The sequence below is a fragment of the Bordetella pseudohinzii genome (assembly GCF_000657795.2).
In the GTDB taxonomy this organism is placed as follows: domain Bacteria; phylum Pseudomonadota; class Gammaproteobacteria; order Burkholderiales; family Burkholderiaceae_B; genus Bordetella; species Bordetella pseudohinzii.
The window spans coordinates 60,962-81,661 of record NZ_JHEP02000005.1; the positions used below are offsets into that span (position 1 = coordinate 60,962).

The window sequence follows — 20,700 nt, forward strand, 5'->3', positions numbered from 1 at the left end:
ATCATGTTCGATACTATCGCAATCATCGGTCTCGGTTATATCGGTTTGCCGACTGCCACACTGTTTGCCTCGCGCAAAAAAAAGGTCATCGGTGTGGACGTCAATGCGCACGCGGTGGAGACCATAAACCAAGGCCGCATTCATATCGTTGAGCCCGAGCTTGATATCCTCGTGCACGCGGCCGTCAGTGAAGGGCTTTTGCGCGCCACGCTAGTACCTGAACCGGCGGATGCCTTCCTTATTGCCGTGCCAACGCCTTTTACGGGCAACCACCAGCCAGATCTGACGTATATCGAGGCGGCTGCCCGGACACTGGCGCCGGTACTGCGCAAGGGCAATCTCGTTATCCTGGAGTCGACCTCGCCTGTCGGGGCCACCGAGAAGTTGGCCGATTGGCTGGCTCAAGAGCGCCCTGATTTGACCTTTCCGCAACAGGCGGGCGAGACGGCTGATGTCCAGGTGGCCTACTGCCCGGAACGGGTGCTGCCCGGCCGTGTTGTTCATGAATTGGTCTCTAATGATCGGGTCATCGGCGGAATGACGCGGGCGGCGACCGAGATGGCAATTCAACTGTATCGCACCTTTGTCGAAGGCGAACTGGTCGCGACGGATGCCCGCACGGCGGAGATGTGCAAGTTGACGGAAAACAGTTTCCGCGACGTGAATATTGCTTTTGCCAACGAACTGTCCATCGTCTGCGACAAGCTTGGTATCAATGTCTGGGAATTGATCAGCCTGGCCAATCGCCATCCTAGGGTCAATATCTTGCAGCCGGCCGCTGGTGTTGGCGGTCACTGCATCGCGGTCGACCCCTGGTTCATCGTCGATTCGGCGCCCGACGAGGCTCGCATTATTCGGACGGCGCGGGAGGTCAACGACGGCAAGCCCGTATGGGTGTTGGATCAGATCAAAATGGCGATAGAGTCGACGCAGACGGTCAGCCCGGGCAAGCGTCGTCAGGATGTGAAGGTGGCTTGCCTTGGCTTGGCATTCAAACCCGACATCGACGATCTGCGTGAAAGTCCCGCTGTCGGTATCGCAGAGCGGTTGGCGGAGGTTGGCTGCCAGGTACTGGTGGTGGAACCGAACATCGAAGCGCTTCCTCCTCGGTTGGCAGAGAAGAACTTGACCTTGGTTTCGCTGGCCCAGGCGTTGGAGACTGCTGACGTAGTGTGCCTATTGGTGAAACACCGTCCTTTTGTCGAGGCGATGCCTGACATCCGCGATCACGCAAGAGTGATCGATGTGGTCGGTCTCCTGGCCGCGGGCCCCGCCCGATGACCCGGAGGCTGTGATGATGCAGAAGCAATCAATGGTTCGGCTTGCGGCGGCCGAGTTCAGCCGCGGGAATTACTTGAAGGCACTGGACCTTTACAGGGGACTCTCGAAGTCGCTCGGCGACAAGAACTTCCACGCCAATGTGCTTTTGTGCGAACGCCGTTTGCTCAGGCAGGGCCGTCGAGATTGTTCGCAGTTGCCATTGAAGTCCATCAAGATGGCATGCGTTATGGACGAGTTCACTTTTCAATGCTACGAGCCTGAATGTGATCTGCTTGCCTTGTCGCCAGATATGGCTCTGGCTGAACTCGAGGCTTTTCAGCCAGACGTGCTATTTATTGAATCTGCTTGGCGGGGTAAGGATGAACTGTGGCACCGGAAGGTCGGTGGACTAAGCCAAGAGCTGAGGGCCGTACTCCGGTGGAGCAAGGAGCGGCAGGTTCCGACCGTATTCTGGAACAAGGAGGATCCTGTTCATTTCGAGACGTTCCTTGCCACTGCCCGCGAATTCGATTTTGTCTTTACTACTGATATCGATTGTATATCGCGATACAAGGCGGCCTTGGGGCATGACCGGGTTTTTCTACTGCCCTTTGCCTGCCAGCCTAAGCTTCATAATCCTATAGAGACTTACAGTCGCAAGGATGCCTTTTGTTTTGCGGGTGCTTACTATGTTCGCTATCCGGATCGCACGCGGGATTTAGAGAATTACGTCGCACATTTGCCGAGTTTCAAGCCGTTGGAAATATTTGATCGAAATTTCGGAAAGGGCGATTCGAATTACCAGTTCCCACCGGAATATCAGCCTTATATCGTTGGCACACTGCCGTTCAACGAGATCGATAAGGCTTACAAAGGCTATCGCTATTCGATCAATCTAAACTCCATAAAACAGTCGCAGACGATGTTTGCACGTCGGGTGTTTGAGCTCCTTGGCTCGAACACCATTACCGTGAGCAATTTCTCCCGCGGTGTACGACTGTTGTTCGGTGACCTTGTCGTGACCAGCGACAATGGCAGTGAGCTCGTAGCTCGCTTGAAACTCATGGATTGGGAGTCGGAACAAAAACAGCGACTCGCCGCTCTACGCAAGGTAATGCAGGAGCATACCTACGCACACCGTCTAGGTGTGGTAGCGCGCAAAGTACTGGGTTGGAAGCTCCGAAACGAGCCACCCGAGATAGTGGTAGTGGCCGCTGCTGCGTCCGCAGAGGAGTACATCCAGGTGGTGAGACACTTTCGGTCGCAACAATGCCAGCGCAAGCGACTGATCGTGGTGGCGCGCAATGCTTGGACTCCTGTGGATGCATTGTCAAACGATGAACTGGTCTTGGATGAAAGTGAGGCGGTTAATCTCCTAATCAGTAGTGTCGTCGAAAGCGGGGCATGGTTGGGGCTGATGAACGCCGCAGATTATTACGGACCAAATTACTTGCAGGACATGGCCTTGGCTACGACTTATAGCGATGCCGACGCCATAGGCAAGGCTGAATACTATCTTTGGACCGACGGTCGCGTGCATCTGGCCGGGGCGGGGCAGGCCTACGCTAAGAAAGCTCCTTTGTTGTCGCGAGCGAGTATTGTCAGCATGAGTTCCTTGTCGGATGAGTTAACCGTGGGACGTTGGCTGCAACAGATGACTAATCAATCCACGCTAACCGGACAGGCAATTGATCCGTTCAACTATTGCGTCAATGGAGACAATGCATCGAACCGTGATGCGGTGTGCGCACGGGTCAATGATGCGAAGATCGACTCAGGCCTGTCAATTGATGATTTGATTCGTGACGCCGAACAAATTCCCGCGGATGAGTATCACGAGGCGGCGTTGCCAAGATGGAGTGGCTCTAGATTGGCCCAGCTATTCGGTCCGGTCAATCATCCTGCGCTGCTGGTTTCGCTTATCGGCGGTGAGCTTTGCATAGAATCGACGCTGGCGGATGAAAAGCATGAATACGTCTACTCTCGTGATGAGATACCGATTGCTGAGCTGGTATCCGAAGGTCGCCTCCTAACCCACCTCGACGCTTCGCCAGGTCTGGATATCCAGTACGTCTTCGTGTTCTACAAGGAAAACAAAGAGCGGCTGAGCCATGTGATTCACTCGGTAAATCGCAATCAATCGGTTGCGATTCCGGAAGGTGCTGCGTCTGCGCGCCTGGGTTGGCGTATACGGGGGGGTGGGGAGACTCGTATCAGGTGCCTGCAATGGGGGCACCGAAGTCTTGATCAGGCTTACCTGCTGGGTCGTAGCGATAAGCTGGTACTGACGAATCATTACCCCAGTTACGACAACCTCTACCGCAATGGCTTTGTCCATACTCGCGTAAAGTCCTATCTTGATCATGGAACGCAGGTGGATGTATTTCGAATGCAGCCTGTTTCTGTCACGTCATTCCATGAATTTCAGAATGTGGACGTAACGACGGGTGACGAAAAGGCTTTGGAGAAGTTGCTGAGTACCAAGCGATATAGGCATGTGCTGGTGCATTTTCTTACCCCTGAGATGTGGGCGGTACTGCAGCGCTTCAGCGATCTCAAGGTGACGGTATGGATTCATGGTTCCGAGATTCAGCCATGGTATCGGCGCGACTATAACTATCAGAATGATCAGGAGCGGGCGAAAGCCATGCGTGAGAGTGAGGTTCGCATGGAGTTCTGGCGCGGGTTGCTGCAACCCATGCCAGCTAATCTGAAGTTGGTTTTTGTCTCTCGCTACTTCGCGGAGGAGGTCTTCGAGGATGTGGGATTTCGTGTGCCCGAAGATAGCTACAAAATTATTCATAATCCCATTGATACGGAGTTGTTTTCGTATCAAGAAAAACACACTGATCAGCGGCGCCGCGTACTCTCCATACGCCCGTATGCCTCACGGAAGTATGCGAATGATCTCAGTGTAAAAGCTATCTTAAAACTATCCGAGAAGCCCTATTTCAACGATATAGAGTTTTGCATGATCGGTGACGGCAAACTCTTCGACGAGACACTTGCTCCTCTGCGAAAATTTAGAAATGTCAAGATTGAGCGTCGATTTCTCACGCACGGAGAAATTGCGGCCATTCACAAGGATTATGGTATCTGCCTCACGCCTACACGAATGGACGCGCAAGGCGTATCGCGTGACGAGGCCATGGCATCGGGACTAGTGCCGATCAGCAATGCGGTTGCCGCAATTCCCGAATTTATGGATGAGTCCTGCGGAATTTTGGCAGACAGCGAGGATGCCGAGGGCCTGGCCGCAGGAATTGAGGCAGTCTACAAAAGTCCCTCGCGATTTGCAGCGCTATCGGCTGCGGCGGCTGCCCGAGTTCGACGTCAGAGCGCAAAGCATGTTGTTGTCTGGCAAGAGCTTGCGCTATTTACAGAAGGGATCCACGCATGAAACCGACGTCATTCTTATCATTTGATGTGGAAGCGCTTCCTGGGCGCGCCGAGAAAGATCATATGGACCGCCTGATGTGGGGCAAGCTCGACGGTGGTGAGTACGGGGTGCGTCGGATTTGCTCCATCCTGAAAGAATATGGTCTGAAAGGGAACTTCTTGATCGATTTATCCGCCTGCGCGCTGTGGGGAGACAAGCAAGTTGCGGAGGTGGGCCGATTTCTGCTTGACGAAGGCCATGAGTTGCATGCGCATTTGCATTCCGAGTGCTTGCTTCGCATTTGGGGAATAAAAGGTGCATTCAATGGTCCTCCTGGCCTCGACCAATTAGATGCTGAAACCAACCGGAACTGCATGGAGTATGCATATTTCAAGTTTCGACAGCTGTTTGGTGGGACTCCTGAAGTGTTTCGAGGGGGCGGCTTTACGTTTAACTCTCACACAATCGAAGTCGCCGGCAAATTAGGCTACCGTGGCATGAGCAACTTCAACAACCATAGGCATCAGGCCGTGCTGACGGTTGGCGATGATAGTGCCAATAATGAGCCATTTGTCTGGAGCAATGGCCTTACGGAGCTGCCTGTCGATTTCTCTCCAGAGCCACTTTCTTTTGATATAGAGAAGTATTTCGGATGGTTTGATCGAGTCAGGGACAGGAAGAAAATAAAGACCTTCAATCTGACTATGCATTCTTGGTCGCTCCTGAGGAGGAATGGAGATTTTTTTGACTCGTACGCTCCAGATCATGAGGCGAGATTTCGGTATATTTGCGAGCATCTGATCGAGCATACGAACGTCTCTGGCTATTCGGAATATCTAAGTAAGTCTGTACCTCCTCCAGTCGTTATCAAACAATTCGAACGTACTGAGGTCCAGCTTCTTCCGAATCAGGCGCTTGCCACGTGCAACATTTGCAGTGCGCGCTTTCTTCCTGGTGACACCGATGTATGCCCAGGGTGCGGGAGTCGGGCAAGGCACCGCCAAGTGATGGATGTGTTGGGCAGATTGGGGGGGGAGAATCCTTTCCTTGGCCAACGAGTGTTGGCGTGTTTTGCAAACTCAGTCGAAAAGCTCGCGATCCTTGGCCAGGCGAGGGAGATTGTCAATTTCGACGTCAGGCCCTTGGACGAAGTTGATTTTCAGATGGATATTCAGAACATGGATGCCATGCCCGACAATAGTTTCGACAGCTTTATTGCATTGCATGTCCTAAATCATGTGAAAGACGATCAAGCGGCATTGAGGGAAATCTTGCGCGTGCTGCGCCCGGGCGGCAAAGCCCTGCTCACTGTTCCGTATCGCGCCGGAGAGAGAACGGTAGAGATGGCCAATATGACTGAACATTACGGTGCGGAGAACCTCGAGAAATACGGTGTTGGAAGCTACCGGAGATACGGTCTCGGGGACGTCATGGAGCGGTTTGCCAATCAGTTCGATCTCACTGTGCTGGAAGGGCGGGACACAGTCAGCGCTACGCACATGAAGGTCTTTGTCTTGACAAAGATGATTGGGTAATAGGTGGGTGATCACCGGCGCTGGGCCGACATGCTGCGTTCGCGGCTGAAAGAGCTTTTTGACGATATAAAGAAAAAGAGGAAAAAAGATTTGAAGATCGAAGATTTTGAGCGTTGTGCTGGGAAATATCTTGATGTTCGCTCATTAGATAAATGGCCTAGCGCTAACTACAGGTGGTCGTCGATCGATGATTTTTTGGGCTGTTCAGACATCGTCTCCGGGATTCATTCCATAGCGCTCGAGGATTCATCTATTCTGGATGTATATGTCGATCTGAAGGTCGATGCTCCTGTTTACGTATATTTTCATGGAAACTGTCCTCGGGCCGATGACTTCAAGTTGCCCGTGTTCAGCGGATCCAATGTCCTGGAGTCTTTGCGCGTTACTCGTGTCGTATTTAGTGACCCAGGACTGTTAATGGACTCGTCGCTAGAGCTCTCCTGGCATGCGGGCAGCAGCAGGTGCAATCTTCAGTCGGCCTATAAGGCAATTTTACGGAAGATTATAGGGTTGTTCACCGTTCCGGAGGTGGTTTTCTGGGGTGGGAGCGGAGGAGGATTTGCCGCGCTTTATTATTCGTTTTTTTTTCCGGGATCCACCGCGATGGTCTGGAACCCGCAGATCGATATCCTGAAGTACTTGGAAGAGCCGGTTGCCAAGTACCTCGATCTAGGCTTCGGGACACGGGCAGGTGATGCTAAACCTATTGCGGATCACGTCGTCCATGATGTGGCGGAGTTATATCGAAATGGTTACAGGAATCGCGTAATTTATATTCAAAATGCAGATGATTGGCATGTGCAGGATCATTTAGTTTCGTTCCTGGACGCCCTAGGTGTCGACGCTCCTTCGATAATTTCTTCCGGCCATAATGGAATGGTGGCTGAGGATATATATCTCTTCCTGGGAGATTTTTCGGTTGGCCACGAGCCTCCCAGTAATGTGGTGATTCATTGTGCGCTTAGGGAGTGCTATGCGGCTCACGGGGATCCTCGGTGTTTCGATTTCGGCCGTTTGATCGAGGGGGGCCACGGAATTGGGGGGCAGTGTCCTGCCTGGTTGCGTGAAGGGTTGATGGGGCGAAAAATCCCTTTTTTTCGAAGCGATTGGGCTCATTACGCCGCTGCGCCAGCCGTCGAAGCAGATCGTCCTTACGCGATCAAGTTCTCCACCGGCTTAACACTAGACTTTGGCGACTTCGCCAATGTTGACTGGTTGGTGGAGTTTGACCGTGATGCGACGGACAATATACATGAACTGTACTCATTAACTCATGTCGGACGCCTGCTTTCGGCTTATGAGGAAACCCGAAGTCGCGCATATTTTTTAGCGGCCCTGGGTATACTGCGAAGTTTCTTCGACTTCATAGAAGATCCCGACAATTTCGATCTGATGATGAGAAATAGAGGGTATTCATCTGCGGACCATTCCGTATCGGTGAGATCCAATGTTTTCATGAAATTCCTGCAGATCGTCATCGCCGAACCAACTATAGCTGGCGCCGACCAAGGCGTGGTCGATAGCGTGATAGTCAATCTATGGAATGCAGGAGACTATTTTTCGAATCCAAAAAATATCTATCCCTCCAACCATGGCATGATGTCGTGCCTTACGTTGGCGCAAATAGCGAATCAGTTCAGAAATCAAGGCTACCTGAGTAATCACTATCTGAGGCGGGCCCATGTGGCCATGTTGGGGTTGATCGGCGATTCGTTGGACAGGGATGGCTGGGCTAACGAAAATACGGTCGGCTATCACAGCTTTATATGTCGACTATTGGAAAATTACATAGAATATTGCGATAAAAATAATTTACCGATGGTTGATGGTGAGCGTCTTTGTGTGTTTTTGCGGCAAGCTAAACAGGCGTTGGAGTTCGCCGTTCGCCAGGATGGGAGTATTCCACCTATCGGGGATTCGCCGCTTTATCGTTCGGAGATTCCATCTATAAATTCATCGAAGTTCTTTTCTGAAAGCGGTTTTCTGATAATTAAAGACGAGAAGATTTATCTTACATTGGTGTGCGGCTCACGCAGTAGCAACCACAAGCAGGCTGATGACTCTTCGGTAACTTTGCACTACGGTGGCGAAGATCTTATTATCGATGGCGGCTCCTATAGTTATGATTCTGCGGATATATACCGAAAACATCTAGTTTCAGCGCGCGGCCACAGTGGGTTGTTCGTTGCATCGGCTGCCGACATCGCGCCCAGAGCTTATCTGCGGCAGCGTCACGTGGCATGCATAGACGAATATGTCGAAACGAGTTCGGGGCGGTTCGCGTCTTGTCGTTACACGCTCGAGCAGGATCAATTTGAGTGCGAGCGTAGATTGTTTGTCGATTATGATGGTTGCGTGTTGCTGGCCGATCGAGCGACAGCGCAGACCCATGAATCCCTATTTTGCCAATCCTTTCTTCTGGCGCCTCAACTGAAGTTTGTTAAAAGAATTGGCAATGCATGGGTATTTGAGGGCAGCAAGTTTGGACTGGTCGTTAGTCAGTCGGCATTCGACGACTTCAGTCTGGAGATCGGGAGAGTTGATGTTCCCTTGGCGGGATGGTGTTCCGTCGATTGGCGCAAGCTCTTGCCAACTAATCAATTGCAGTTCTTTCAACGAGGTTCGGAAGCTCGGTTTTTGACGCGCATTCGGATCTTTGACAAAAAAAGCCGAACTGACTTATCGGAATATTGCGTGCCGCCTGTAGCGGCCGACGCGCGTCAGTACTTGGGGGCTGATGGTTTTGACGTTGTCGTGCCGGGTTGATTTCATGGAATGGCCGCGTGCCTTTTCGCGAGAACAGCATGCCAGTGCGTGACCGCTATGCGATGCTGACTGTCGATACCGAAGCATTGCCTCGGCGGGCGAGAGATGATCACGTCAACCGTTTGATATGGGGACGACATGAACTGGGTAGTGCAGGGATCCGGGAGATGTGCGACATAGGCGACGAGTTTGGCGCCAAGCATATTTTCTTTGTGGATATTTGCGGCGCCCTGACCCGTATCGACGAAGTGCGAGCGACAGTCACGTGGTTGAGCGGCAGGGAGCAGGATGTACAGCTGCATGCTCATCCTGAGGTGTTGCCCGCGGAGTTTTGGTCCGAACATGGGTTTGCCGATCGCCCTTTGTTGATGAACGAGTATACGGATGAAGGTCGTAGTCGTCTGATCCTTCGTTATTTTGGAGAAATAGTCGCCGAAGCGTCTGGAAAGAAAATACAGGCTTTCCGAGCCGGCTCGTTTCGCTGGAATGCCGGTGTATTGAGAAGTATGGCTCAGCAGGGTCTTCGTTTGTCATTCAATAATTCAATGCGGGCTTATCAAGCCGGTCGGTGTCCGCATGGCGAACAGACAAATTATCCCTATGCATGGTCGAATGGAATAATAGAAGTACCGGTTACAGAACGCTTTGTGCCGGGTGAGCCTGGGGGGAATGGCTTCTGGGCTAGTTTGACCTATCCCGAGTCGCCCTATTTCCCCTACATTAAAGAACGAGTTTCGTGGTGGAACGGAATAAGAGGATTTCCGGGGATTTCGGTGTTTCTTCTCCACTCTTGGTCCTTCTTGTATTGGGATGCGGAAGGTCATGCGGTTTATCGGGACGATGCCCGCCTCGAAGGCTATCGCAGACTGGTCGCAAGGGTCGCCAAGGACTACGACATCATTACTACCGACGATTTTCTGGATTTGCTTGCTTGCGGAAAAATCCGTCTTAGAAAGACGGTGGATATCGAGAAGGCAGCCTACCTTAAATGACAGACCGCTACGCTTTGATTACGGTGGATACCGAAGCACTGCCGAAACGCGCCTCGGATGACCACGTCAATCGATTGATATGGGGTCGGCATGCGGGTGGAACCGCCGGCGTGCGCGAGATGTGCGAGATCGGCAATGAATTCAATGTCAAGCAAGTATTTTTTGTCGATTTTTGCGGCGCTTATTCGCGTCTGGACGAAGTCCGGGAGGTGGCGAGATGGTTGAGTGCCGAGGGACAGGACGTGCAGTTGCATTCACATCCAGAGTATTTGCCTGACAGCTTTTGGAGCTCTCATTCCCTGGAGACGCGGCCCCAGTATATGAATCAATATGAGGATGACGCCCGCGCGGAGTTTGTCATCCGGTATTTCAGTGAGGTGTTGCGGGCGTCTACGGGCCAGCGGCCCCTTGCGTTCCGGGCCGGATCTTTCCGGTGGAATGCCGCCTCGATCCGTGCCCTCAAGGCAGCGGGCATCCCGTTGTCCTTCAATAATTCGATGTGTGCGATGCATGCTGGTCAGTGCCTGTTCAGCGAACCGACGAATCTGCCTTTTCTTTGGTCCAATGGCGTGATCGAGGTGCCCACTACTGAGAAGAAAATTCTGCCCAAAGTGGGTAAGGCTGAATGGTGGGCACGATTGACATACCCCGAATCCAGTTACTTCCGATTCCGTCCCTGGTGGGGAAAGCTTCTGTTGGGCGCCATCAGCGGAAGCCCATCATTCGCCTCTTTCCTATTGCACTCATGGTCATTGCTGTATTGGGACGAGAACGGCCATGCGAGTTATCGGGATGATCAGCGGCTGGAAGGCTATCGCAAGCTGCTCGGTCGCCTGACCAAGGACTACGACGTAATCACCACAGCGGATTTTCTGGATCTGTACGCGCGCGGCAAGATACGCGCCACGCATAGTGTTGATCTCTCGTTGGCGGAGCTGGCGGGCCGGGACGGCGCATGAGTAGCAATCTGCCTGCCTGGAGGCTGTTGGCGGAGCCGTGGCTGACGTTGACGCGCGCCTTAACCGTTTGGGGGCTGGAGCGCAGGCTGCGCAAGTCGCCGGCAGGCATGTGCTATGTGCCCGACGCATGCAGTCTGTTGTATGTCGCGGCGAGTGCCTTGCCGTATCACACCAGCGGCTACACCACGCGCACGCATGAGGTGGTCCGCGCATTGCAGCAGATCGGTGTACGAGTGCGCCCCATGACCCGGCCGGGTTATCCCTGGGATCGAAGGGACCGCTTGGCGGAAACAGAGAACGAGCAAACCTGGGTTGGCGACGTCTTGTATACGCATGTTCGTCAGCCCGCCAATAATCGCCCCGTCCTGCACTACGCCCTGCAGGGTGCCTCCATTGTGATGCAGGCGGCTCTAGAACATCGGGCGGCGGCAATCCATGCTGCTTCCAATCATGTGAATGCGTTGCCAGCCCTGCTGGCAGCCAGGCGGTTGGGGATCCCTTTTCAGTACGAGATGCGCGGCTTGTGGGAGTTGACACGGGTATCCCGTACGCCTGGCTATGAGGGCTCGCAGGCCTATCGGCAGGGCCTGCAGCTGGAAGGAATGGTGGCGCGGCACGCGGATCGCGTATTCGTTATTTCTGAGCAGTTGGGGCGTTACATCCAAGAAAAATGGGGTGTCGCGCGGGATCGGATATTCTTGCTCCCTAATTGTGTGGATCCGGAGCGTTTCCCTCAAAGCTCTGCGCAGGAGGTTGAGCCCGATAGTGTGGGTTATGCGGGCTCACTGATTGGTTACGAGGGGTTGGATACCTTGGTCGATGCCATGAGCCTGCTCAAACGCTCAGGACGGCGCGTGGTGCTCAACCTGATTGGCGATGGAGAGGCGCGTGCGCAGCTGGAGGCGCAGGTGTCGCGCCTTGGCTTGAATGAGGAGGTGAGGTTTCTGGGCAAGCTGGCGCCGGATGTCGCCCAAGCGCAGCTTCGGCGTAGCGCGCTGGTCTGCATTCCCCGCAAACCTTACGAGGTCTGCGCGATTGTGCCGCCGATCAAGCTGGCCGAGGCCCTGGCTTTGGGAAAACCGGTGGTGTTGGCCGATTTGCCTGTCTTGAGGGACGAGATGGGAGACGATCCCGCTGGTTGGTTTTTCCGGCCTGGAGATGCGCAGGATCTGGCGCATGTGCTGGCCGGCGCCTTGCGTGATGGTGGCCGCCATCGGTCGATAGGGGAACGAGGGCGACGTTATGTCGTTGCTTGCCGCAGCTGGCGGGATTTCGTAGGAAAGTTGTTGCCCATGGCACAAGAAGGACAATAGCGTGGTCGGCGAGGCGATAAGAAAGTTGGGCGCGCTGGTTTACCAGTACCCCGCGGTACAGGAGGATCAAGAGCGCCCTGGCAAGTTCGGGCGTCTTAAGGTCGCGCTTGTGTCTGACTATTTCACTGCGGATTGCCTCTCTATGGATTGCCGCATCAGGCATATGACGCCCGGCAACTATCGGGAGGTCATTGATCTTTGGAAGCCAGACCTGGTTTTTGTGGAGTCCGCATTCCATGGGGTGGATGGCAGTTGGCGGTACGAGCTAGCCAAGCAAGCAAGATGGATGCGTGTGAGCCGCCCGACCGCGATCTTTCGCCTGGTGGAGCGGGCCCGATCCAAGGGCATACCGACGGTGTTCTGGAACAAGGACGACGGCGCGTTTTTCGACGCTTTTATCGATACTGCCAAGGTGTTCGATTATGTGTTCACCACCGACAGGGAGTGCATCGACCGTTACCGCCAGCATGTGCCCACCCACGTGCCCGTCAATACGCTGATCATGCCCTATCAGCCGGCATTCCACAATTTCACGGGGTTCGATTTCAAGCGGAATGAAGCATGCTTTACGGGGAGCTACTACCGCCGCATCCTGAACGAGCGTCGGCGTTTCTTGGACATGGTCTTTGACGCATGCCGCCAAGCGGATTTGCATCTCAATATCTATGACCGCAATCATGATCGTCTGTCTCGTTTGTTCGAGTTCAGGTTCCCGCGGCATGCACAGCTGCGGATCCACGGGCGGGTGGCCCATAGGGAGACAGCGGCTGTCTACAAATCGCATGCGCTTTCGCTCAATGTGAATTCCGTCACGACCTCCGATACGATGTGTTCGCGCCGCTTGCTGGAGATCCTGGCCTGCGGCGGGATTGCCGTGACGAACCCAAGTTTGGCCGTAGATCGCTATTTTGGGGACTATTGTCACGTCGTCAGAACCTCTGAGGAGGCCGGCGAACTCTTCGCGCGCCTGCGGCATGGGCCCGCGCAAGAGGACCTGGAGCGGGCCGCGGCCGGCGCGGCCTATGTCCGCGATCATCACACATGGGCGCATCGCTTGGAAGATGTGTGCGCCATCGTGAAACTCTGACCCGGTACGCGATGGCCCTGGCCTTTATCTCCTATCTCGCACAGGCCGTGTTTCTGTTGGTGGTGGTCTATTTCGGCGTGTATGTCGTGCTGGAGTTGCGCCTGCTGTTGATTTCGCGCAGGGTTGAGCGCCGAAAGTTGACGGAATTCGTTCGTGATGTCCTGGAGCCTCCGGATGAGTCCAGTCTGCGCCCGGTGACGGTGTTGCTGCCTGTCTGCAATGAGTCGGCTGTGGTCGAGCGCTTGATCGACGCCGCTTGCGGCCTGCGCTATCCCAGCGACAGGCTGGAGATATTGGTGTTGGATGATTCATCCGATAAGACGTCAGAGCTGGCCCAGGCACGGGTTGCGGCCCATATGGCGCAGGGGATCAATATCCGTCTCATCCGGCGGGCAGAGAGGACAGGCTTCAAGGCGGGAAACCTGACGCATGGCATGCAGCTCTCGACGGGCGAATTTTTCGCTATTTTCGATGCCGACTTCGTGCCGCCCGGAGACTTTCTCTTAAGGACGGTTCCTTGTTTTCAAGACTCTCAGTTGGGATTCTTGCAGACGGGGATAGGTTATGAAAACCGTGATGTGTCGTTCCTCACGCGCTTCCAGGCCATGGAGATGGGGCACCAGCAATACGTGACGGTGGGACTGAGCGCCGACGGAGATATGGCTTCTCTGAGTGGCAGCTCGTGTGTCTGGCGGCGAAAATGTGTGGAGGAGTTGGGAGGGTGGAACGCGAGTACGGTCACGGAAGACGTGGATCTGGGCTATAGAGCGCAGTTCGTAAATTGGAAGTACGCCTATTTGCGAGACGTCGTTTCCATGTCCATTCTTCCGGAGACCATAAGCGCTTTTCGCGTCCAGCGCGAGCGTTGGGGGCGGGGGCTGATACATAGCGGCTTCAAGCATGTGCGGCAGATGTTTCGCCAGCCCATGTCAGCGCTGAAGCGGATGCATGCGCTATCCATGATGTTCTCATCGGTGCTGTTGGCAGCCATCTACGTTTTGGTTTTGCTGAGTCTGCCACTCAATTACTTGGTCAATTTTGACCAGGAAGTGTTCTATTGGGGTGTGTTGCTGTTCTTTGGGCTGGTGACGATCTGGTCTCTCGACAATGCATTCGGCGCACGCAAAGGAGCCGGGCTGGATCGTAAGCCCAGCGTGGCACGCACGCTCTGGGACAATTATCTCTATGTAGCCATGTTCCTCCCCATGGCCTGGTATTACTTTGCCGGCGGGATTCGAGCCATGTTCGGCGTCTACGGGGAATTTCACCGCACTCCCAAAGGGGGGGGAGGCAGCGCGCTCCCCGCATCAATCAGCTCCTTGTGGCGGGGGAGTTATTCACCTTCTGCTATTCGCTGCTGACGATGGTGCTGGCCATCTGCGAGCACAATTACTTGCTGGTCCCGATCAATCTGACGGCTTGCGTGGGATTCGGCATGGTCTTGTATTGGACGTGGCGTGAAAGCCACCGCCCCGCATCGCGCTGAGTGCTCATATTCCAGCCTTGCGGACGTAACAAGGCCGGTAACGTATGCAGCACATGGTGAGGGTCGATGTGCTGCGGTAGCCCAAGTATGTCTATGCGTGGATCTCCGCGAATCCAGCAATAGCTGTAGTGTTTGAAGACATCTGAAAAAAAACGTCAGCTTATGGCCGGGGGCGGCCTCCTATCATGGGCCTCCTCATTTCTGCGCTGGCGGGCGCGCGGCGCTGACGAACATGACTCCGCCATGTGGCCGGAGCCGGGTCCGTAGCCGACGACACCGCTTGCGCCGCTGTGGCCAATGATTGGTGTTTTCTCCAAAGGTATATTGCGCATCCCTTATCTGGATGCCTTTCTGGGCCAGCCTGTGCAGGCCTGTGACCGACGCACGCCGGTCGCGGGCCTGAGCGCGATCGCGGGCTGGGGAATGCGCCCGAGCACGCGCCAGGCGCGCAGCTGCGCGCTGCGCCATGGCCTGCCTTTTCTGGCCCTGGAAGACGGGTTTCTGCGTTCTTATGCGCCGGGCCCGAAGATGCCGCCCCTGTCCATGGTGGTGGATCTGGAGGGCATTTACTACGATGCGTCGCGCCCCGGCGCGCTCGCGCTGATGCTGGCTTCCGACCGCGATCTGCTGGCGGGCCGCAAGGACGAGGTGCGCCGCGCGCGGGAGCTGATATTGGCGCATGGGCTCAGCAAATACAACCATGCGCCGGACGCGCCGGCCGGTTGCCTGGACCATGGGCGGCCCGCCGTGCTGGTGGTAGACCAGACGCGCGGGGACATGGGCGTGCGGCTGGCCGGGGGATCGCCCGAAGTCTTCGAGGCGATGCTGCGCGCCGCGATCCGGGAGAATCCCGGTTCACATATCTACGTCAAGACGCATCCCGAGGTCAGCGGCGGGCGCAAGGCGGGTTATCTGGGCGCGATCGATGCGGATGTCACCGTGCTGCGCGAGGATTTCAATCCGCTTAGCTTGATGCCGCTGGTCGAGCGTGTGTACGTGGTGTCGTCGCACATGGGTTTCGAGGCGCTGTTGGCCGGTAAACCGGTGACCTGCTTTGGCACGCCCTGGTATTCCGGTTGGGGAGTGACCGACGACAGGCGCCCCGCGCCGCCGCGTGGGCGGTCGCGCAGTGTGGAAGAGCTGTTCGCCGCGGCCTATTTCGACTACACGCGCTATCTCAATCCGCACACGCATGAGCGCGGCACGATCTTCGATGTGATCGAGTGGCTGGCGCGGCAGCGCGAGCAGGCGGCTCGCGAGCGGGGGCGCAGCATCGCCGTGGGTTTCAGGCGCTGGAAAGCCGCCAACGTGCGGCCTTTGCTGGGCCTGGATGCTTCCCGGGTGCGCTTTGTGCGCAATGCCGGCGAGGCCCGCGCCCTGCAGCCGGGGCCGCAGGACAGGCTGATCGTCTGGGGCGCCAACCCCGCGCCGGAGCTGGCTACGCTGGCCCGCCGCAGTTCGGCTCGCCTGGTGCGCATGGAAGACGGCTTTTTGCGCTCGGTCGGCCTGGGTTCGGATTTCGTGCCGCCATTGTCGCTGGTGCTGGATGAGCAAGGCCTGTACTTCGATCCGCGCCGGCCTTCGGCGCTGGAGAGCTTGCTGAATACGCGCGTTTTCAGCGACGACGATCGCGCGCGCGCCCGCGGGGTGCGCCAGGCCATCGTGAGCCAGGGGCTCACCAAGTACAACGTCGAGCCGCGCCAGGCGCCGGACTGGGATGGCGGCGGACGCAAGGTCGTCCTGGTGCCGGGCCAGGTCGAGGACGATGCGTCCATTCTGTCGGGCTGCACGACGGTCGCCACGAATCTGGACTTGTTGCGCGAAGCCAGGCTGGCCGAGCCGCGGGCCTACATCGTCTACAAGCCGCATCCCGACGTAATGGTGAAGAACCGCGCCGGGCGGGTCCGCCTGGAGGAGGCCGCGCAGTGGGCGGACAGGGTGGAGACCCGCTGCTCGGTCGTGAGCTGCATCGAGGCGGCGGACGCGGTGCACACCATGACTTCCTTGTCGGGTTTCGAGGCCTTGCTGCGCGGCAAGCGCGTCACGGTCTATGGCGCGCCGTTCTACGCCGGCTGGGGATTGACCGAGGACCGCCAGCCTTTGCCGCGCCGAGAGCGCCGCCTGCAGCTCGATGAGCTGGTGGCCGGCGCGCTCTTGTACTACCCGCTGTATTGGGATTGGACTTTCCAGGGATACACGCGCTGCGAGTCGGCCATCGGCCAGCTCGCGCGGGCGCGCGAGCGCCTGCCAGCGCCGCCCCGGCCGGCGCGTCGGCTGCTCAGGAAAGTGCGCATGTACCTGACGGGCGATTTCCGTCTGCAGGGTTAAGCCGTCGCCACACATAAAAGGAGCTCGCGCCGCGGGGCGTGCGCGGGACAGGCCAGTCGATGAAGCGTTCATTTTTATTTCTGCAAGGTGTGTGCTCGCCTTTTTTTTCGCGTATGGGAGCGCGCCTGCGCGCCTTGGGGCATGAGGTCGTCAAGGTGAATTTCACCGTGGGCGACGCGGTGTATTGGCAGGCGGGCGGGGCGCTGGCCTACCGGTCGGGGATGGAGGCGCTGCCGGCTTTCTATGCCGATCTGTACGCCAGCCGGGGCATCACCGACGTCATGTTGTTCGGCGACTGCCGTCCGGTGCATCGCCCCGCCGTCATGCAGGCGCGCAGCCAGGGCGTGCGCGTCCATGTGTTCGATGAGGGGTATTTCCGGCCCTATTGGGTGACGATGGAGCAGGGGGGCGTGAATGCGCATTCTTCGCTGCCGCGCGATCCCCAGTGGTACCGGGAGGCGGCCCGCAAAGTGCCCAGCTACGGCAACGGCCAGCCTTTTGCGTCACCCTTCTGGCGGCGGGCGGCCTATGATGTGGGCTACAACTTCTGGGCGGGTTTGACGCCCCTGTTGTATCCGGGCTATCGCAGCCATGTGCCGCATAATCCGCTGGCGGAGTACCTCAGCTATGCGCGGCGCGGCTGGCGCGTCCAACGGCGCGGCCCGGCCGATGCGCGGACCATCGCCAAGGTGGTGGCGGCCAGCGGGCGGCAGCCGTTTTTTCTATTTCCCCTGCAACTGGGCACCGATGCCCAGATCCGGTGGCATTCGCCGTTTGAGGATATGCGTCATGCCCTGGGCCATGTCATGCGTTCTTTCGCGCGGCACGCGCCGGCGCGGACGGCCCTGGTGATCAAGAACCATCCCCTGGACCCGGGATTCGTCGACTATCAGGTGCAGACCCGGCGTCTGGCGGCCGAATACGGCTTGCAGGGTCGGGTGCATTATCTGGAGAGCGGGCATCTGCCCACCTTGCTGTCGCATGCGGCCGGGGTGGTGACGGTCAACAGCACCGTGGGCGGCTCTTCGCTGATCCACGGTTGCCCGACGATTGCCCTGGCGCCGGCCATCTATGCCTTGCCGGGGCTGACTTTTCAGCGTGGGCTGGACCGCTTCTGGACTGAACACTGCCCGCCCGACGAGGCGCTGTTCCATGCTTTCCGCAACGTGGTCATCCATGCCACCCAGATCAATGGCGGCTTTTATTGCCGGCGCGGCATAGATATGGCGGTGGAGAACGCCCTGCCCAGGCTGTCGCAGCCTTGGGCCAGGCTGGATCCGGTGCTGGGGGCGCTGGAGCGCCAGGCGGCGCTGGCCAGCGCTTGAGCGGTCCGGCTTACTCGATGACCAGGGGCGGCAGCTTCTTGACCAGGTCGTCGATGGCCTTGATCTGCGCCAGATAAGGCTCGAGTTGGGCCAGCGGCAGCGCGCTGGGGCCATCGCACAGCGCCTGGGCCGGGTTGGGGTGGGCTTCCAGGAAGAGGCCGGCCAGGCCCAGGGCCATGGCCGAGCGCGCGAGCTGGGCGCTTTGCTGGCGCCGTCCTCCGGACGCCGCGCCGCCCGGATCACGCTGCTGCAGCGCATGGGTGACGTCAAAGATGACGGGCAGGCCGCCCGTGGTCTGTTTCATGACATCAAAGCCCAGCATGTCGACCACCAGGTTGTCGTAGCCGAAGCAGGTGCCGCGGTCGCAGAGGATGATCTGCTCATTGCCCGCTTCGCGGAATTTCTCGGCGATGTGCACCATCTGCGAGGGACTCAGGAACTGCGGCTTCTTGATGTTGACGACCTTGCCGGTCTTGGCCAGCGCGACGACCAGGTCGGTCTGGCGGGCCAGGAAGGCCGGCAATTGCAGGACATCCGCCGCCTGGGCCACGATAGGGGCCTGCCAGGGTTCGTGCACGTCGGTGATGATGGGCACGCCGAATTCCTGTTTCACTTTCTCGAAGATGCGCATGCCTGCTTCCAGGCCGGGCCCGCGATAGGAGTGGATGGAGGAACGGTTGGCCTTGTCGAAGCTGGCCTTGAAGACATAGGGGATGCCGAGCTTGGCGGTCACGCGCACGTACTCGGCGCAGGAGCGCAGCGCCAGCTCTTCGGATTCAAGCACATTGATGCCGCCGAACAGCACGAAGGGGCGGTCGTTGGCGCATTGGACGCCGGGGGAGATCGAGATGGATTGCATGGTCGCGATTCCGCTGTGTTAACGATTGGCCGTGCGCAGGAGTTGGGAGAGCTGATCCACGGTTTGCTGGATCTGCGCCTCCGTATGCGAGCACGAAATGAAAAACCGCAGCCTGGCTGATCGCTCGGGCACGGCGGGGTAGAGAATGGGCTGGACGTTGATGCCGTGGTCGAACATCAGGGCCGACAGGCGGGTGGCCTTCAGCGAGCTGCCGATGATGGCGGGGATGACTGCCAGTCCCTGGCTGGTGCCGGTGTCTATGCCCGCCGCGCGGGCGCGCTCCAGGAAGAAGCGGCCACGGGCTTGCAGGGCCTGAACCCGTTCGGGCACTTGCTGCATGCGCTTGAGCGCCGCCAGCGAGGCCGCCGCGACGGAAGGCGGCATGCCGACGCTGTAGAGAAAGCCGGGCGCGAGAAATTTCAGGTGCTCGACCAGCGCGGTTTCGCCGGCGATATAGCCGCCGCAGCCGGCCAGCGTCTTGCTGAGGGTGCCCATCCAGATATCGACGTCGCTGCCATCCAGACCGAAATGCTCGCGGATGCCGTGGCCGCGCGCGCCCATGACGCCGAGCGAATGCGCCTCGTCGACCATGAGAAAGCAGCGGTGGCGTCGCTTGATTTCGACAAAGCGCGGCAGATCGGGATAGTCGCCGTCCATGCTGTAGATGCCTTCCAGCACGATGAGCACACGCTCGAACTGATGCCGCTGTTCATCGAGCAGGTTGTCCAGCGTGCTCCAGTCGTTGTGCGGGAAGGGCAGCCGCCGCGCGCCGGAGAGCTGTATGCCCTGCAGCACGCTGTTGTGGATCAGTTCGTCGTGCAGCACCAGGTCGCGCGGGCCGAACAAATGGCCGATGGTCGACACATTGGTGGCGTGGCCGCTCACGAAGGTGACGGCGTCGTCCACGCCGTACAGGCGGGCGATCTCCAGCTCCAGTTCGCGATGGATGGGCCGCTCGCCGGAGACCAGGCGGCTGGCCGACACCGAGGTGCCATAGCGGTCGATCGCCTCCTTGGCCGCCGCGTTCACCTCGGGGTCGCCCGACATGCCCAGGTAGTTGTAGCTGGAGTAATTGATGTAGGTCTTGCCGCCTATGCGTGTGTGGTCGCTCGCGGCGCCTTCGTGCAGCTTGAAAAAGGGGTTCTGCAGGCCCAGCCGGGCCGCGCCGTCGTTGAGAATGCGCAGCTGCTTGTAGCTCGGGTGCAGGTGAAACCGGTAGAACTCTTCGGGGATGACCACGCGGGCGCCGGCGGGGCGGGCGGAAGGCGCGGCGCTGGGCGCCGAGGTGGCCTGGCGTAGTTTGCGTTCCAGCGCTTGCTGGATGAGCTTGTCTTTCAGACCGGCTGCCAGACCGGGGAGTTTGGGTTTTATCACGATGATTGCGTTGTCCGGCAAGTCGAAAACCCCGAAT

Annotated in this window: 13 protein-coding genes; 11 read left to right on the forward strand and 2 right to left on the reverse strand. The window is 57.5% G+C overall.

The genetic code is table 11. From position 1 onward, the window contains the following. The first annotated feature begins 3 nt into the window (after window positions 1–3). The 11 genes from wecC to L540_RS08535 all read left to right on the forward strand — a co-directional run bounded on the left by wecC (window position 4) and on the right by L540_RS08535 (window position 18,430). A complete protein-coding gene (wecC, locus tag L540_RS08490; protein WP_082149581.1) occupies window positions 4–1,281 on the forward strand; it encodes a UDP-N-acetyl-D-mannosamine dehydrogenase in 1,278 nt (425 codons plus the stop codon). Window positions 1,282–1,294: 13 nt separating this feature from the next. After that, on the forward strand, window positions 1,295–4,660 hold the full coding sequence (locus L540_RS08495; protein WP_165590406.1) for a glycosyltransferase family protein: 3,366 nt from the start codon (window positions 1,295–1,297) through the stop codon (window positions 4,658–4,660). After that, window positions 4,657–6,174: a methyltransferase domain-containing protein gene (locus L540_RS21510; RefSeq protein ID WP_082149582.1), complete on the forward strand. Its 1,518-nt coding sequence runs from the start codon at window positions 4,657–4,659 to the stop codon at window positions 6,172–6,174. Before L540_RS08495 ends, L540_RS21510 begins: the two co-directional genes overlap by 4 nt. A gap of 30 nt (window positions 6,175–6,204) precedes the next feature. After that, window positions 6,205–8,940: a heparinase II/III domain-containing protein gene (locus tag L540_RS21515; RefSeq protein WP_082149583.1), complete on the forward strand. Its 2,736-nt coding sequence runs from the start codon at window positions 6,205–6,207 to the stop codon at window positions 8,938–8,940. 38 nt (window positions 8,941–8,978) lie between these two features. Continuing rightward, window positions 8,979–9,932 carry a polysaccharide deacetylase family protein gene (locus tag L540_RS08505; protein WP_048026198.1) on the forward strand — a complete coding sequence of 318 codons (954 nt, stop codon included), beginning with the start codon at window positions 8,979–8,981 and terminating at the stop codon, window positions 9,930–9,932. Next, on the forward strand, window positions 9,929–10,891 hold the full coding sequence (locus L540_RS08510; protein WP_043215212.1) for a polysaccharide deacetylase family protein: 963 nt from the start codon (window positions 9,929–9,931) through the stop codon (window positions 10,889–10,891). The genes L540_RS08505 and L540_RS08510 overlap by 4 nt, the downstream gene beginning before the upstream one ends. Further along, on the forward strand, window positions 10,888–12,204 hold the full coding sequence (locus tag L540_RS08515; protein ID WP_043215209.1) for a glycosyltransferase family 4 protein: 1,317 nt from the start codon (window positions 10,888–10,890) through the stop codon (window positions 12,202–12,204). The genes L540_RS08510 and L540_RS08515 overlap by 4 nt, the downstream gene beginning before the upstream one ends. A gap of 25 nt (window positions 12,205–12,229) precedes the next feature. Then, a complete protein-coding gene (locus tag L540_RS08520; protein ID WP_231584761.1) occupies window positions 12,230–13,291 on the forward strand; it encodes a CgeB family protein in 1,062 nt (353 codons plus the stop codon). Then, window positions 13,270–14,652 carry a glycosyltransferase gene (locus L540_RS08525; protein WP_231584762.1) on the forward strand — a complete coding sequence of 461 codons (1,383 nt, stop codon included), beginning with the start codon at window positions 13,270–13,272 and terminating at the stop codon, window positions 14,650–14,652. The genes L540_RS08520 and L540_RS08525 overlap by 22 nt, the downstream gene beginning before the upstream one ends. A 449-nt stretch (window positions 14,653–15,101) precedes the next feature. After that, window positions 15,102–17,105, forward strand: coding sequence for a capsular polysaccharide biosynthesis protein (locus L540_RS08530; protein WP_231584763.1), 2,004 nt, complete (start codon window positions 15,102–15,104; stop codon window positions 17,103–17,105). Between the two features lie 59 nt (window positions 17,106–17,164). Further along, the gene (locus L540_RS08535; protein ID WP_043215203.1) at window positions 17,165–18,430 is read left to right on the forward strand and encodes a capsule biosynthesis protein; all 1,266 of its coding nucleotides are present in this window, start codon (window positions 17,165–17,167) and stop codon (window positions 18,428–18,430) included. Window positions 18,431–18,440: 10 nt separating this feature from the next. Here L540_RS08535 and kdsA read toward each other — a convergent pair whose 3' ends face one another. Further along, window positions 18,441–19,289 (reverse strand): 3-deoxy-8-phosphooctulonate synthase, encoded by an 849-nt coding sequence (kdsA, locus tag L540_RS08540; RefSeq protein ID WP_043215200.1) that lies wholly within the window; start codon window positions 19,287–19,289, stop codon window positions 18,441–18,443. 18 nt (window positions 19,290–19,307) lie between these two features. Next, window positions 19,308–20,663: an aminotransferase class I/II-fold pyridoxal phosphate-dependent enzyme gene (locus L540_RS08545; protein ID WP_043215620.1), complete on the reverse strand. Its 1,356-nt coding sequence runs from the start codon at window positions 20,661–20,663 to the stop codon at window positions 19,308–19,310. Between the last annotated feature and the right edge of the window lie 37 nt (window positions 20,664–20,700).